The 14,464-nt window shown below is 46.4% G+C and carries 12 protein-coding genes; 4 read left to right on the plus strand and 8 right to left on the minus strand.

What is annotated here, in order from left to right; translation table 11 throughout:
• Positions 1-11 precede the first annotated feature (11 nt).
• The gene (locus ACFOEE_RS20205) at positions 12-734 is read left to right on the plus strand and encodes a ComF family protein (RefSeq protein WP_377128872.1); all 723 of its coding nucleotides are present in this window, start codon (positions 12-14) and stop codon (positions 732-734) included.
• On the opposite strand, the gene ACFOEE_RS20210 is transcribed toward ACFOEE_RS20205, so the two are convergent.
• Positions 707-3,253, minus strand: a complete 2,547-nt coding sequence (locus ACFOEE_RS20210) for a M14 metallopeptidase family protein (RefSeq protein WP_377128875.1) — start codon at positions 3,251-3,253, stop codon at positions 707-709. The two genes, ACFOEE_RS20205 and ACFOEE_RS20210, sit on opposite strands and share 28 nt — an antisense overlap.
• A gap of 152 nt (positions 3,254-3,405) precedes the next feature.
• Between ACFOEE_RS20210 and nfuA the strand changes: the two genes are divergently transcribed.
• Positions 3,406-3,981 carry a Fe-S biogenesis protein NfuA gene (nfuA, locus tag ACFOEE_RS20215; protein WP_377128877.1) on the plus strand — a complete coding sequence of 192 codons (576 nt, stop codon included), beginning with the start codon at positions 3,406-3,408 and terminating at the stop codon, positions 3,979-3,981.
• Between the two features lie 69 nt (positions 3,982-4,050).
• Positions 4,051-4,326 carry a hypothetical protein gene (locus ACFOEE_RS20220; protein ID WP_377128880.1) on the plus strand — a complete coding sequence of 92 codons (276 nt, stop codon included), beginning with the start codon at positions 4,051-4,053 and terminating at the stop codon, positions 4,324-4,326.
• Here ACFOEE_RS20220 and ACFOEE_RS20225 read toward each other — a convergent pair.
• Positions 4,253-5,542, minus strand: a complete 1,290-nt coding sequence (locus ACFOEE_RS20225; RefSeq protein WP_377128883.1) for an MATE family efflux transporter — start codon at positions 5,540-5,542, stop codon at positions 4,253-4,255. The genes ACFOEE_RS20220 and ACFOEE_RS20225 overlap by 74 nt on opposite strands.
• A 39-nt stretch (positions 5,543-5,581) precedes the next feature.
• On the opposite strand from ACFOEE_RS20225, the gene ACFOEE_RS20230 reads away from it, so the two are divergent.
• Positions 5,582-6,619, plus strand: coding sequence for a polysaccharide deacetylase family protein (locus ACFOEE_RS20230; protein ID WP_377128886.1), 1,038 nt, complete (start codon positions 5,582-5,584; stop codon positions 6,617-6,619).
• Positions 6,620-6,634: 15 nt separating this feature from the next.
• Here ACFOEE_RS20230 and ACFOEE_RS20235 read toward each other — a convergent pair whose 3' ends face one another.
• From ACFOEE_RS20235 to ACFOEE_RS20260, 6 genes are read right to left on the minus strand one after another with little or no spacing between them, the layout of a single operon-like run.
• Positions 6,635-7,669 (minus strand): protein-glutamate methylesterase/protein-glutamine glutaminase, encoded by a 1,035-nt coding sequence (locus ACFOEE_RS20235; protein WP_377128889.1) that lies wholly within the window; start codon positions 7,667-7,669, stop codon positions 6,635-6,637.
• A gap of 9 nt (positions 7,670-7,678) precedes the next feature.
• Entirely contained in the window at positions 7,679-8,296 is a 618-nt protein-coding gene (cheD, locus tag ACFOEE_RS20240) for a chemoreceptor glutamine deamidase CheD (RefSeq protein WP_377128892.1), read from the minus strand.
• Positions 8,283-9,110, minus strand: coding sequence for a CheR family methyltransferase (locus ACFOEE_RS20245; protein ID WP_377128895.1), 828 nt, complete (start codon positions 9,108-9,110; stop codon positions 8,283-8,285). Before ACFOEE_RS20245 ends, cheD begins: the two co-directional genes overlap by 14 nt.
• Positions 9,111-9,131: 21 nt before the next feature.
• Positions 9,132-11,840 carry a methyl-accepting chemotaxis protein gene (locus ACFOEE_RS20250; RefSeq protein WP_377128898.1) on the minus strand — a complete coding sequence of 903 codons (2,709 nt, stop codon included), beginning with the start codon at positions 11,838-11,840 and terminating at the stop codon, positions 9,132-9,134.
• A gap of 24 nt (positions 11,841-11,864) precedes the next feature.
• Complete coding sequence (locus ACFOEE_RS20255) at positions 11,865-12,311, minus strand: chemotaxis protein CheW (protein WP_377129017.1); 447 nt, start codon at positions 12,309-12,311, stop codon at positions 11,865-11,867.
• Positions 12,312-12,358: 47 nt separating this feature from the next.
• On the minus strand, positions 12,359-14,458 hold the full coding sequence (locus ACFOEE_RS20260) for a chemotaxis protein CheA (protein ID WP_377128901.1): 2,100 nt from the start codon (positions 14,456-14,458) through the stop codon (positions 12,359-12,361).
• Positions 14,459-14,464: the final 6 nt, after the last annotated feature.

Raw genomic sequence — 14,464 nt, forward strand, 5'->3', positions numbered from 1 at the left:
GGATTCAAGGAATGAACACCAATTCAGCACGACCTTACTTGGCATGGTTAAGTCACCTGCTGGCACCCTCTCGGTGCGCACTGTGTGATTGTGAAATTCCCTCCCAGCATGGTTTATGCGCGACATGTCTAGCCGACTTGCCTTGTTTTAGCTACCCAACGGGTGGTAATTTGCTCTTGCAGCCAGATATTGCTGCGGGCGTTAGTTTTCGCTACTGCGATGGTTTATTTAGCTGCGGTTGGTATCAAGGTGCATTAGCACACTGGTTAAGCGCGATTAAGTTCAATAACCAACTCTATTACAAAGCGGCGCTGTGGCAACTATTAACTCAGCAGTGGCAATTGTGGTGTGCCGCCCAAGCTGAGTTGCCATTTGATCTACTGCTTATCATGCCACTACATCGCAATCGTTATTGGCTGCGGGGTTATAATCAGGTTTGGCAAAGCTGGCAACCCGTGCTCGCGTCTTACGCAAGCTTAGCTTGCCTTAAAAGGGCCCGCGCTACACGCGCACAAAGTGCTTTAGGTCGTCGCGCTAGGCTTAGCAATGTAGCAAACGCCTTTACTACCACATACTCGCTGACAGGCCTACGAGTGGCGTTGCTTGATGATGTACTAACGACCGGTGCGACACTCGACAGTGCAGCCCATGCTTGCAAGCAAGCAGGGGCTGTCTCGGTCTGGGCCATGACGCTTGCGGTAACGCCCTACTCGCCCGCTGCGCTTAAGGTGTGACCGTAAAACAGGGCATTGGCCAGTAATCGGCTGGTGCCATACCAATAGCCCCGAAATACGGGGTTATCCGTCATTGCGATAACACTGCCCTTACCTAAGCGATGAGCTACCAACGCCGCACCTTGACTAATGTTTTGTTGGTAGATGTCATCAGCATATCCTGCCAGCAAAGGAGAGGCAGTATATTTTGCCACATTCACAAACGGGGCTTTACTTGGCTGTAATAACCAAGTCGCATCTTTAAACATAGGTAAAGTGCTATCACTTAAGCCAAAGGCCAGTGGGTGACTAAGATCCACCTCGGTATTAAAAATCGCCCCAGCAATACGCTGTTTAGCCGCCAACTGCTCTTGATCCGCATAACGCAGCTGTGAGCTATCAAATTGTGCCGCCTGCGCTTTGGCACTGAGTGCATCGGCTTTTAACCACTGCTGTTGCTGTAACCACTGCGCACCACGCTTATGGCCCCACACCACACCACCTTGTTTGATCCAAGTGCCAATATGCTGCTCTGTCGTTTCGGAGAACTTATAGCGGCCATCAACAAACACAATGTGAGTATAGTTAGCTAAGTTGAGACGCTCGACCTGCTGCTGCGTGACTATAGTCGGGGCAACTTGCAAACGTGTGTCTAAAAAGTGCCACACTTCGCCAAGCTCGTACTGGTCAACCCCTTCGCCTCCAACTAGCAGCACTTTGGGCATTTTGGCCACTTCAAATAGCCGTGAGCCCAAATCAATCCCAGCACTGGTTAAGCCACTTTCAATCGCATAGAGCGGCAATCCAAACTCTTGTTGCACTTGTTTGACGATAGTAAACCAGTTGCTTTGCTGTTGTAGGCCAGCAGGGATAATCACGCTGCCTTGATTAAATGCCTGTTCGCCAGCCGTTGTGGTGGCGGTAAAATCCGCCAACGCTAGGCGCGCTTGTACACCTTGGCGCAGCAACGCATTGAGCATCGCAGGGGCTTGGCTATCCTGCCAAGTAAAAGCATACGCATAATGACCCGCGGCTGGCGCCTCTGGTTTGCGCGTCGCAGCTTGCCAAACTTGCTCTGCAACTTTGACGCTGCGCTCGCTTTTAACTGGTGCAAAAGGCAAATCAAACGCATGGGCTAAGGTCCAACCCGAGACATCGTAAAAGGTATTGTCTTTAAATTCAGTTTGGGTAGAAAAAACCGCTTGGATCACCCGATATTGAGGCTGCGCAAGTGGAATATAGATGCTGGTTGCTGCGCCATATTCTCGTTTATCTACAGTAACAGTACGGATCAACGGATAAGCTTGAATTTGATGCTGAGCCAAAATCGCCATAAAAGCGTCTGCCTTGCTGGCATCTTGCTCTAAATCCACCACATAACCGGCAAAGTTTTCTTTTGCCGCGTCACTTTTAGCATCACGATAAAAATCCTGCTGGAACTGTTTTAATTCCTGCTGTTTAGCAAGCACCGCATCAAAAGTCGATAAACTGGTGGTGAGCTGGTTTTTAATGGTTGCCGCAAAGCTTAAAGGGCCATTAATGGTTTGCTGTAAATGCCCACGACTACTGGCTTGTTCAAACAAAATCCCGACCGCACCATTAATATCTGGGTAAGTGGAGCCCTTGCCATAATAAAAATCATCAAAGCTCTCTTGAGTAAAGTAGAGTTCCTGACGCGCATCTAGCGCTTTAGCATGGTATGTGGCGATATCGGCAGTAAGGGTAATATTTTTTGCAGGTGTGATGGGATTGGTCCGTGAAGGTACGCCCGGCTGAAAGAAATACGTGCTATTCGGGCCCATTTCATGAAAATCAGTCAATACATTCGGTTTCCAGTCGTGGAAGGCACCAACTCGGGCGCGTGATTCTGGATGTTGTAACAACAACCAATCGCGATTTAAATCGAACAAATAGTGATTTGTCCGGCTCGATGGCCAAGGCTCATTGTGCTCTCTATGACTTGGGTCGGCCGAAGGCGTTAAACTCCGCGTGGTATTGGCCCAGTTGGCAAAACGCGCAAGCCCATCTGGGTTTAACGCTGGGTCGAGTAAAATCACGGTATCGTTTAATAGCGCATTCACCCGCGGGTCTTTACTAGCTGCAAGATAGTAAGCAACCAACAATGCGGCATTGCTGCCCGAAGATTCATTGCCGTGTACGCTATAACCCATCCATGCCACTGCGGGTAACGCGGCAAGCCCACTCCCCGAGGCAATGGCATCTAGCCGCGCAGCGCGAATGGTATCGAGCTGTGTTTGACGCTCCGGTGAGCTAAAACGTAACAGCAGCAATGGTCGCTGCTCATAAGTGCGACCAATTTCCTCAATGCTGACTCTATCACTGGCGCTGGCCAACGCATATAAATACTGCACTAGCTGGTCGTGGCGGACGTGCCAATCACCGACCTCATAACCCAATACTGAACTTGGGGTTGGGATGTTAGGGTCAAACTGACTCACATCTGAAAAATAATAATCTAGTGGCTCTGCGACCGCGCTTGATAACCAGACCGCCGCACTTAGACTTAACCAGTGACGCATGCTTACCTCTGTTTGTTGTTTTTTTGGCTGCTTATCAAGCTAGCAAGGTGCCGTGTTGATTGCCAAATTTTTACGCTCAACACTAGCACCGATAAGACGAGCGGAGTATGATAGCGATTAACCGAGTAATTTAGTCAAGTATAGTCTCCGATATGATCAAAATTTCTGAAAGCGCTCAGGCGCACTTCGTTAAGCTGTTATCCAATCAAGCTGAAGGCACCAATATTCGTGTGTTTGTGGTAAATCCGGGCACTTCGAAAGCCGAATGTGGCGTGTCTTATTGCCCAGCCGATGCCGTGGAAGCCTCTGACATTCGTTTACCATTTAATGGTTTTGATGCGGTTGTTGACGCCGAAAGCGCACCATTTTTAGATGAAGCGGAAATTGACTTTGTTACTGACAAAATGGGCACGCAACTGACCTTAAAAGCACCCAATGCCAAAGCCAAAAAACTGGGTGATAGCGCCAGCTTAGAAGAACGTGTACAGCATATGCTGACTACTGAAGTGAACCCACAATTGGCTAACCATGGCGGTCAGGTGAGTTTGGTCGAAATCACCGCTGACGGTATCGCAGTGCTACAATTTGGTGGTGGTTGTAACGGTTGCTCTATGATTGATGTCACCTTAAAAGAAGGGATTGAGAAGGAAATGATAGCTAAGTTCCCTGAGATCTCCGGGGTGCGCGATATCACTGAACACAATCCAGGTGAGCATTCTTACTATTAAGTTTAAGCACTACTAGCTGGCGTTTCACCACCGCCAGCTGCAGCTTCCCTAATACCTCGCTAGGCCGATATGTTAAAAGCAGTTATTTACCAACTTGGCAGTGAACCTAAATTGAGCCTCAAACGTTTTTTAATTGGCTTGGCATTTTTTGCCGCAGCAGTCGCTTTTATCGCACTCGGCTATTACACCTTAGCTTGGTTGCAATTAATTGGGCTGGTGTTATTGCTCCCAGCTTTAGTAATGGCGGCGTGGGGTTATCTTGGTATCTTTGCTAATCGTTTTGCGCAAGTGCTGGAGAAAACGGACGTTGATCCATCCATTTTCGATAAAGATAAGCTAAAGTAAGCCCGCGCAATAACATAAAAGCACACATAGCCAGCCACAACGCGTGATTACCATAACTACTAAAACCCCATGCCGGTAGTACAAACCCAACCAGTCCCGATACTAACATACTGTTACGCATATCGTGTCCGCGCATCAGCCCAATAAATATCCCATCAAAGAGAAAAGCACTGGTCGCTAACAGTGGCAACACAACTAGCCAACCAAGATAACGCTCAGCGTGGGCTTGCACCTCAGGTAAATCTGTCAGCAGAGCAATGATATTACCCCCTAGCGTGGCAAAAAGTAATGCGTAACAAAGCGCAAAAGCGCCGCCCCAAACAAAGCCGAGCTTCACCCACAATTGAATAGCGGGTAGATTTCTTTGCCCGTTGGCATGCCCAACCTTAGCTTCTAAAGCATAGGCTAGGCCATCCATGGCAAAACTCACTAGCAACAAAAAGTTCAGTAATACTGCATTGGCCGCGAGTGTGATATCGCCAAGCCGCGCTGCGTAAAATGTCATATAGCTAAAGCAGGCTTGTAAAATTAAGGAACGCAGGAAAATATCACGATTTAACGCCAGTAAAGTAACCAGTTGCTGCCAGCGAGGCCATTGCCAGCGCAGTTTAGTTGCCATTTGCTGCCACAGCACTTTACGTAGCAGCCACAATGCCAATAGCAGTGAGGCATATTCGGCAATACAAGACGCCCAAGCAGCCCCTTGAACCCCAAGGCCTAACCCAACCACAAACCAAATATCTAAAACAATATTCAATCCGTTACTAAACAACACCACATAAAATGGACCTTTACCAAACTGCAGGCCAAGCAAGGCACCTAGTAGCACTAAGTTGAGCAATACCGCAGGGGCTGCAAACAAGCGGATGGCAACATACTCACTAGCTAGCTGCTGTACTTCGGCGCTCGTCTGCGCCAAATATCCCATCACCATGACGATTGGCTGCTGCAAGAAACCCAACAGCAACGCTAACACCAGCGCTAAGCTGCTGCTAGCAAGCAGCACTGTGGTGATTTTACTGCTTTGTGCGCTACCAAACGCCTCGGCAACTGCACCTGTGGTACTCATACGCAGAAAACCCAATAGCCAGAATAGCACCGTTACCGTACTTGATCCCAAGGCGATGGCGGCGAGAAAACGCGCATCCGATAAATGCCCTATTACGGCAGTATCAACTAGCCCTAGCAGAGGCACAGACATATTTGCTAGGATCATGGGCCCGGCCAACCGGATTAATTCAAGGTGTTGTATTTTATGAGTGCAAAAAAGCTGTCGCATTGGTGTCTGTTCTGGTTAAGTCTATGTGCATTACCGGTTAAGAGTGCAGTTATTCTACAGTATCATCACGTCAGTGAAACCTTACCTGCGGTAACCAGTGTCTCTGCTGACACCTTTCGCCAGCATTTACAGTATCTTAAGGATCAAGATTATCAAGTCGTCGCGCTCAATACCTTACTCGACTCATTGCAAGCGGGCAAAGTGCTTGATGATAAAACCGTCGCTATCACCTTCGACGACGGCTATCTCAATAACTTCGACACGGCGGCACCGATATTACGCGAGTTCGCTTATCCCTATACTATTTTCGTTAATCCTAAACTGATAGATGAAGGCAAAAGTTATGTGATGACGTGGGCGCAACTGAAAGCCTTAAGCCAACAAGGGGCATTGATCGCCAATCACAGTGCCGAGCACAATTATCTGCATGTCCACGCCAGTGAAGAAGACAGCCAAAGCTGGAAAGCCCGCATCAAACAAGATTTGAGCTGGTCACAGCAACGTATCAAGGATGAAACAGGTCAAGACTGGCCGTGGATAGCTTATCCATACGGTGAATACAATCGTGATGTGCAAGCCATAGTGAAAGAGCTCGGTCTGATTGGAATTGGCCAACACTCTGGCGCAGTCAATGCCAATACCGATTGGCTTGCCGTGCCGCGTTACCCAGCCTCAGGGCAATATGCCAATTTAGACACGCTAAAAACCAAATTAGAGTCCGCAGCATTTTCGTTTAGCGCGATTGAATACGACGATACCGTGACGACGAATAGACAACCCAGTTTGAAGCTGACCTTTGCGGAAATTAATTTCCATACCAGTCAGTTAGCTTGCTATGTGTCTGGTCAAGGTCATGCCAAGCTGAGTTGGGTAGATGAGCGCAGCGTCTTAATTGAGAGCCCTGAGCCTTTAAAGCTGGGTCGCAGCCGCTACAACTGTACCGCGCCTATCAAAACCGCGCCTAAACGTTACTTTTGGTATTCGCATCCTTGGGTCGTTAATGATCCGAGCTGAGTTAGGAACAGCACGTTAATTTCGTGCTGCACTTTTAAGTAATTGCTGACAGACTTTAGGTAATGGCACCAATGCTTGAGCGGCATTCATTTCAAAGGCCGCTCTGGGCATACCCCACACTACCGACGTCGCTTCATCTTGGGCAAAAGTGTGCGCACCGACCTCACGCAGCGCTAACAATCCCCGCGCCCCATCGCTACCCATACCTGTAAGTAAAACTGCGCTGGTATGTTTGCCAACACTCTCCACTAATGAATGAAACAACACATCAACCGCAGGCTTATGGCGATTAACGAGTTCGCCGTTATCAAGTAAGCAATGTAACTGTGTGCCACGACGCACGACTTTTAAATGTTGATCTCCCGGTGCTATGTAGGCAAAGCCGGGTTTTAACACATCGCCATCGACGGCTTCTTTCACTGTTATGGCACAAGTCTTATCCATTCTAAGCGCAAACGAAGTACTAAACACAGGAGGAATATGTTGCGTCACCACGATAGGTGGGCAATGGGTTGGCATACGGATCAGCACTTCTTTAATGGCTTCAGTACCACCCGTTGATGCACCAATTGCCAACACCGCCTGCGAGGAAAAGGCTTTAAACTCATTAACTACCGTAACGTCTTTGTCGTCGTGAGGTTTAAACGGTCGCAACTTAGCTTTATGCGCAACACGAATTTTTTGATATAACAGCTCAGCATAAGATTGCAGTTGCGAGGCTACATTCACTGATGGCTTGGCGATAAAATCCACCGCGCCGATTTCTAACGCTTCTAAAGTAACTGGCGAACCTTGTTTAGTTAAAGTGGATACCATAATCACAGGCATCGGACGCAGACGCATGAGGTTTTTCAAAAAACTGATGCCGTCCATTTTAGGCATTTCAACATCCAAAGTGAGCACGTCTGGATGTAAAGTCTTGATTTTCTCTCTCGCTTCATAAGGGTCTTCGGCCACCCCAACCACTTCTATATCACCCGCTTGCTGCAAAATCTCGGTGAGTACCATGCGGATCAGCGGAGAATCATCTATTACCAAAACTTTAATCATGATGCTCTCTTAGAACAACTCAATGTCCGTGTGTTTATCTTGCGCTTCGATTTCATGTAAGTAGCGCACTTCCCGTTTTTCAATGGTGTCGTTGTGCATTTCTCTGAGTTTTTTGACATGGACTTTGCCCGTCTGGGGATCAAAAACTATTTTCCTTGGCCACGGACCACCGACATCATGCGAAACTAAATTAATACCTTCTTCTTGTACGTACGCATAAGCAAAACGAATATTGCCTTGGCCAATATCGGTCATGGAGCGAATGATCTTACCGCCACCAAATAATTTAACCTTGAGATTGCGCCGTGACGCTCCATTCTTTAACAGCTCATTGATCAAAAACTCCATAGCCCAGTTGCCATAGCGACAATTCAAATCATCGGCATGAACTGACTCCGCTGTTTTGACAATACTAGGCAGCATGAAGTGGTTCATACCACCAATCCCCAAACCATCATCATAAATGCAAGCTGAAATGCATGACCCCAATACAGTCGAGATCAACTCATCCTGTTTGGAAATGTAAAATTCACCTGGCAAAACTTTGGCGATCACCTTTTGACGGCCGGAATCCCAAAACCGTTTAACATGCTCAAAGCCATGAATAACAGGTTTAAAATGATGCATGCGTAACCTTTTGATACATTGTCTTACCTAGATTTTTAAACTCATGATGCTCTTTGCCCATGGTTTCTGAGTGCCCGATAAACAGATGCCCGTGAGGCGCTAACATCTCAAAATAACCATGGAACAGTTTGTCTTTCGTCGTTTTATCAAAATAAATCAGTACATTACGACAAAATATCAAGTCAAACGGACCACTCATTGGCCAAGGTTCCAGCAGATTCAAGCGCTTAAAATGCACCATTTGCTGTAACTCAGGTTTGACTTTAAACAAACTCGCATCATTGCTACGCAAAAAAAACGCCTTTAATTTATCATCGCTCAGGCCTGTGACACTGCTGCTGGCATATTCCCCACGCCTTGCTTTATCTAGTACATTTGAATCTAAATCCGTAGCGAGTATTTTAACGTCCCAAGCTTTAGGGAATTTACCCGCTATGGTCATAGCGATACTGTATGGCTCCTCACCTGTTGAACAGCCTGCTGACCAAATCCTGACGCGCCGTGACTTTTGATTTCGCTCCAACAACACCGGCACAATCACATTGGCTAAATAGTCAAAATGATGCTGCTCACGGAAAAAAGAAGTCAGATTGGTGGTAATCGCATTAATAAACTGGGTAAGCTCAGTTTCCGCATGGCTATCAACATGGGCCAAGTAATCCGCAAACGACTTTAAGCCAACCGCACGGATCCTTCTGGCTAAGCGTGAATACACCATCTCTTTTTTATGGGGACCAAGCACAATCCCACATGCTTGGTACACCTTGTCTGAGACTTTGTGAAAATCTGCATCGGAAAACGGAAATTCTTTCATCCGTGCCCCCTCTAAGAGAGATTAAAATTCTTCCCACTCTTCTGCAGAGTCGGCAAAACGGTTGCCTACAGGTGCTTTCACGGCTGCTTTCGTTTCTTTGTGCTCTATTTGTGGCTTCGGCTTACTACCATTTAGTTTTGCCGGTACCTCACTGCCAAGTTCATTGGCGATAGTAAAGAAATTCAACAGTCTTCGCATATCATTAGCTTGCTCTGCCATCGACTCGCCAGCAGCGGAAGCTTGTTCTACCAAGGCCGCATTTTGCTGAGTCATTTCATCCATCTGAGCCACCGCTTTGTTCACTTGCTCAATGCCAGAGCTTTGCTCTTGCGACGCAGAAGCAATATCAGAGATCATTTGTGTCACTTTACGCACCGATGCCACAATGTCTTTTAATGTCGCACCAGATTCGTTCACCAGCACAGTACCGTCTTCCACTTTACCGACACTATCGCGGATCAAATCTTTAATTTCTTTTGCAGCGGCGGCTGAACGTTGTGCCAGATTACGCACTTCGCCAGCAACCACAGCAAAACCTCGACCTTGCTCGCCAGCTCTGGCCGCTTCTACTGCTGCGTTTAGTGCTAAGAGATTAGTCTGGAATGCAATTTCATCTATCACACCTATGATATCGGCAATTTTTTTACTGGAGTCATTAATAGCTGACATACTATCAACCGCACGGCTAACTACAGTGCCGCCAATCTCAGCTTTGCTACAGGTTTCTTCAGCTAATTGATTAGCAATGCGCGCGTTATCTGCGTTTTGCTTCACCGTACTGGTCATCTCTTCCATGCTTGATGCGGTTTCCTCTAACGACGAAGCTTGCTCTTCCGTACGTTGGCTTAAATCAGCATTACCTTGCGAGATTTCCTCAGCACCATTAGCCACCAAAGACGCCGCCGTGCTAATGCGATTAATCACTTCAGTGAGCTTATCAGCTGTAGCGTTCGCATCACGTTTGAGTTTATCAAACGCGCCTTGATAATCCTTCACTATCCGCCGTGATAAATCGCCGTTTGCCATGGCGTCTAACATATTGCCATTTTCACTCACTGCATCATCTATTACGCTAATGAGATTGTTTAAACCTTTGGTGAGTTTTAAATAGAAACCTTGTTTACCTTCTTCTTTCACCCGCACATTAAGCTCACCTTTGCTCGCCGACATGACTAAGTTGTCTATCTCCTCTTCCATTTTCACTTCCGTAGTTCTATCAGACCACTCTACTACTGTACCGACATAGTCGTTTTGCTCAGTGAAAATAGGATTAGCGATAAGACCAAAGGTACGGCCACCGACTTTAATTTGCGTCTTGTAAGTATCCTTTAAATTCGCCAATAACTTACGTTGATGTTCAGGGTGCTTGTGAAACTCATCTATGGTTTTGCCAATCAGATTGCGGCTATCAAAATTGGGCAAGTCTTTACGCAGGTCACTTTCAACTTCTTGCATCATGGCTGTTACAGACTCATTCATGTAAACAATCACGTTGTTACGATCTGCAATCATGGTATTGGTCGCAACATTATCGAGCGCCCGCCGGACACGTAAGTTTTCTTCAGCGATAACTCGCATTTTTTCTTCTTGCGCGAGCTTCTCAGTTTGGTCATACCATTCCACTATGGTACCAAGGTGCTCACCAGATTGACTCAACCAAGGCGAAGCAGTTAAACCAAAAGTGAGTCCGCCCAATTTTAATGTCGCTTTGTGCGGCTGCTTGAGTGAGGCCAGAAGCTGACGCTGATGTGCTGGTTGTTTATGGAAGACATCGACACAAGTGCCAATAAGCTTATCCACATTGAAAGCGGGCAATACCGCTTTTAGCGTTTGCTCATGGGACCTGAGCATTTTTTCCACTTCATTATTAACAAAGATAATTTCTAAATCTTTGTTCGCAATCATGACGTTTGCCTGACAGATCTGCAGTGCATTCGCTAAGTCAGCATTGCCCTTCGCGAGTAACTCTTGCTCCTTACGTGCAGTAATATCCGTGGCAAACTTCATGACTTTATAGAGTTGACCGTTAGAATTAAAAACCGGATTGTAGGTTGCGCTTAGCCAAACCTTATGATTATGCTTGTCAAATCTCTCAAACTCACCGCTAATGAACTGGCCACGAGCCAAAGTTTGCCAAAACTCTTCATAAGCTTTACTGTCGGCATAATCTCGACTAACAAACATGCTGTGATGCTTTCCGACAATCTCTGCTTTTTGATAGCCCATGGTCTTCAAAAAGTTATCGTTTGCATCAAGCACTTTGCCTTGCAAATCAAATTCAATCACTGCCTGTGAACGGTTAATAGCTTCAACTAGCGCTCCTTGGTCAACCACAAGCTGCTTGGTTTGGGTAATATCGCTTGCTAACTTAATAATTTTGGTAATATTACCGTGCTCGTCTTGTACTGGAGAGTAACAACCGTGGAGCCAAAGCTCACGATTGCCTTTTGCCACTCGGCAAAATTCCCCTTGTATTTGCTCACCACTCGCTAGACGCCGCCAAAATTGTTGATACTCGTCACTATTACGCTGAGCTTCGGGAACCAACATAGCGTGGTGTTGACCTCGCATTTCATCTATTTGATACCCAAATAAATTTTGAAATTTTTGGTTTGCAGTCAAAATCTGACCACTGGGTGAAAACTCAATCACTGCATATGAACGTTTCAACGCATCAAATACATAATCACTTGCTACTTTTTTTGGCTTGGAGCTAGAGAAAAATCCCATATCGATCACCTTTGTTATGCACAGCTAAATTTGCAGCGTCTTTTGCAAATTCAGTAATACCACCATTTTTTCACCCACATTGACGAGACCATCAACAAACTGAGAACTTTTTGATTCTTGAAAATCAGGTACATCTTTCGCTTTTGCATCGCTGATGCTGTAGACATCAGACACACCATCCACCACTATCCCCATCGTTTTGGTGTGTTCTTTAAAATCGACTTTGACGACAATAACAACGGTCAAGGGGCCATATTCGACCGCTTCAATGCCAAACCGGAGTCTCAAATCTATAATCGGAACAATGGTGCCTCGTAGGTTAATAGCACCTTTCACAAACGCTGGAGAATTAGGGATCACAGTTGCATTGCCCCAACCGCGGATTTCCTGAACGGCTAAAATGTCTACGCCGTACTCTTCACCCGCCATTAAGAAAGTCAGGTATTGGCGGTCTGATTGCACCTCATCCATACCAAAACGGTGGTTGAGATTACTATGCTGCTGAGTGTCACTGGATATCATGATGCTACTCCCACAGCTGAGGTTTCGATGATCAGATCTTGTGAACCTGGCCGACGTAAGCCACTTAGTTTAATTAAACCGCTGATGTCGATAATGAGTGACACCCGGCCATCGCCCAGAATGGTCGCACCCGAAATGCCATCTACTTTCTTATAATTCGCTTCGAGGCTTTTTATCACGACTTGCTGCTGCGCCAATAAATCATCAACCAGCAAACCCACCTTTTGATTATCACTTTCCACAACGACCAATAAAGACTTATCAAGCTCTTCAATAGCACCGCTGTGATTGAAAATATCAAACAGCCTTAGAATAGGAATGTATTCATCTCGCAAGCGCAAAACGTCCAGATTTTTGCCTACGCGACTGACTTTACGGACATCAATTTGCAATGATTCAACGATTGAAATTAAAGGAATAATGTAAGTGTGTTCAGCTACTTGCACGAGCTGCCCATCAAGAATAGCCAATGTCAGTGGCAAACGTATGGTAAAGGTACTTCCCACACCACGCGCTGATGCAACTTCGACTGAGCCATTTAACGCTTGAATGTTACGCCGCACGACATCCATGCCGACGCCACGTCCGGAAATATCACTGACCACGTCCGCAGTAGAAAAACCTGGTAGAAAGATCAGTTCATTGACTTCTTCGGCGCTCAATTCATCGTTTTCACCAATCAAACCGTTCGCAATGGCTTTACTGCGGATCTTTTCGGTATTGAGACCTTGCCCATCATCCATAATCTCAATCACGATATTGCCGCCCTGATGGAAAGCATTAAGCGTTAAGGTTCCCACAGGGTCCTTACCCGCTGCAATGCGCTGCTCCGGTGTTTCAATGCCATGATCCATGGAGTTACGTACTAGGTGCACCATAGGGTCTGAAATTTTTTCCATGACCGTTTTGTCTAGTTCAGTCTGCTCACCCAGTAATTTTAATTCGACTTGTTTGTTTAGCTTTTGCGAAGTATCTCTGACGAGGCGTGGAAAACGGCTAAAGACAAAACTAATCGGCAGCATACGAATACGCATTACGCTTTCCTGCAAGTCACGTGTATTGTGTGCAAGTTGCGCGAGCCCCTCTCTTAGAGCTGCTATTGTGCTTTCGGTCATATCCCGCTCACCAAGCTGGCTGAGCATAGCTTGGGTGATCACTAATTCCCCTACCATGTTGATAAGAGAATCTACTTTATCTATCCCAACCCGAATCGAGGTGGTACTCGCATCTTGGGCTTTTTTTGCATCGGTTTTTTGACTGTTATCAACCGCAGTCGGTGTTATTTTGCTTGGTGCGCTTTTAGCTGGAGCATTGCCAGTGTTGGTGGGGGCAGGGCTTGCAACTACGGGAGTAATAATTGCTTGAGGCTCTTCAGCTAAGCTATCAAACAGCCCTCCACAGAGCTGGATATTAATTTCGGCGTCATCTTCAACCCATTCAAACACTTCCCGAATTTTACTTTCTGGTGCATTGGTAGTGAGGAAAAAGCGCCATGCCAAGTAACAATCTTCAGCAACGATATCATCAACAGGAGGTACACCATCATGAAAAACCTGAGTTTCCAAATCACCTAACTCAGCAAGCTCTCCTATCATATAAAGCGGTTCGTTACCGGTCCGAAAAAGATGAGGATGTGGTTTGAAATCAACTTGGTAGGTTTGTTGTTCAGGCTCTAGCGTAGCTTCGGCAGACGCTTCAGCAGCATCTACGCCCCCTAAAATGTGTTCAAATCGGGCTTTTAAAGCTCTAGCGTCGGTTAGGTCAGGTTCCTCCTGATTTTGTAAAGCCGATAGTAAAGCACGCAAGCAATCAACCGATTGCAAAAGCAGATTAATATGTTCAGCGATGAGTTTACGGCGACCATCTCGAATTTGATCCAATAAGGTTTCGAGTACATGGGTGAAATCAGACACTGACGTAAAGCCAAATGTCCCGCTTCCCCCTTTTATAGAGTGGGCTGCTCTGAAAATGGTATTGATGGTTTCAGCGTCTTCCTCACCTGGTTTTAGGTTGAGTAGCTGCGCCTCCATGACGTCCAGCCCTTCGAAGCTTTCCTCAAAAAAAACCTCAAAGAATTGACTCAGATCGATACTCATGGTCGC

Origin of the sequence: Pseudoalteromonas fenneropenaei, assembly GCF_042643375.1 — a bacterium.
Classification (GTDB): Bacteria; Pseudomonadota; Gammaproteobacteria; order Enterobacterales; family Alteromonadaceae; genus Pseudoalteromonas; species Pseudoalteromonas fenneropenaei.

What these genes read in the sequence shown, in the direction of transcription:
- ACFOEE_RS20250 (WP_377128898.1), bottom strand. Translation starts at nt 11,840, where the DNA reads ATGGGATTTTTCTCTAGCTCCAAGCCAAAAAAAGTAGCAAGTGATTAT.
- cheD (WP_377128892.1), bottom strand. Translation starts at nt 8,296, where the DNA reads ATGCATCATTTTAAACCTGTTATTCATGGCTTTGAGCATGTTAAACGG.
- ACFOEE_RS20260 (WP_377128901.1), bottom strand. Translation starts at nt 14,458, where the DNA reads ATGAGTATCGATCTGAGTCAATTCTTTGAGGTTTTTTTTGAGGAAAGC.
- ACFOEE_RS20235 (WP_377128889.1), bottom strand. Translation starts at nt 7,669, where the DNA reads ATGATTAAAGTTTTGGTAATAGATGATTCTCCGCTGATCCGCATGGTA.
- ACFOEE_RS20225 (WP_377128883.1), bottom strand. Translation starts at nt 5,542, where the DNA reads ATGATCCTAGCAAATATGTCTGTGCCTCTGCTAGGGCTAGTTGATACT.
- ACFOEE_RS20245 (WP_377128895.1), bottom strand. Translation starts at nt 9,110, where the DNA reads ATGAAAGAATTTCCGTTTTCCGATGCAGATTTTCACAAAGTCTCAGAC.
- nfuA (WP_377128877.1), top strand. Translation starts at nt 3,406, where the DNA reads ATGATCAAAATTTCTGAAAGCGCTCAGGCGCACTTCGTTAAGCTGTTA.
- ACFOEE_RS20230 (WP_377128886.1), top strand. Translation starts at nt 5,582, where the DNA reads ATGAGTGCAAAAAAGCTGTCGCATTGGTGTCTGTTCTGGTTAAGTCTA.
- ACFOEE_RS20220 (WP_377128880.1), top strand. Translation starts at nt 4,051, where the DNA reads ATGTTAAAAGCAGTTATTTACCAACTTGGCAGTGAACCTAAATTGAGC.
- ACFOEE_RS20205 (WP_377128872.1), top strand. Translation starts at nt 12, where the DNA reads ATGAACACCAATTCAGCACGACCTTACTTGGCATGGTTAAGTCACCTG.
- ACFOEE_RS20210 (WP_377128875.1), bottom strand. Translation starts at nt 3,253, where the DNA reads ATGCGTCACTGGTTAAGTCTAAGTGCGGCGGTCTGGTTATCAAGCGCG.
- ACFOEE_RS20255 (WP_377129017.1), bottom strand. Translation starts at nt 12,311, where the DNA reads ATGGATGAGGTGCAATCAGACCGCCAATACCTGACTTTCTTAATGGCG.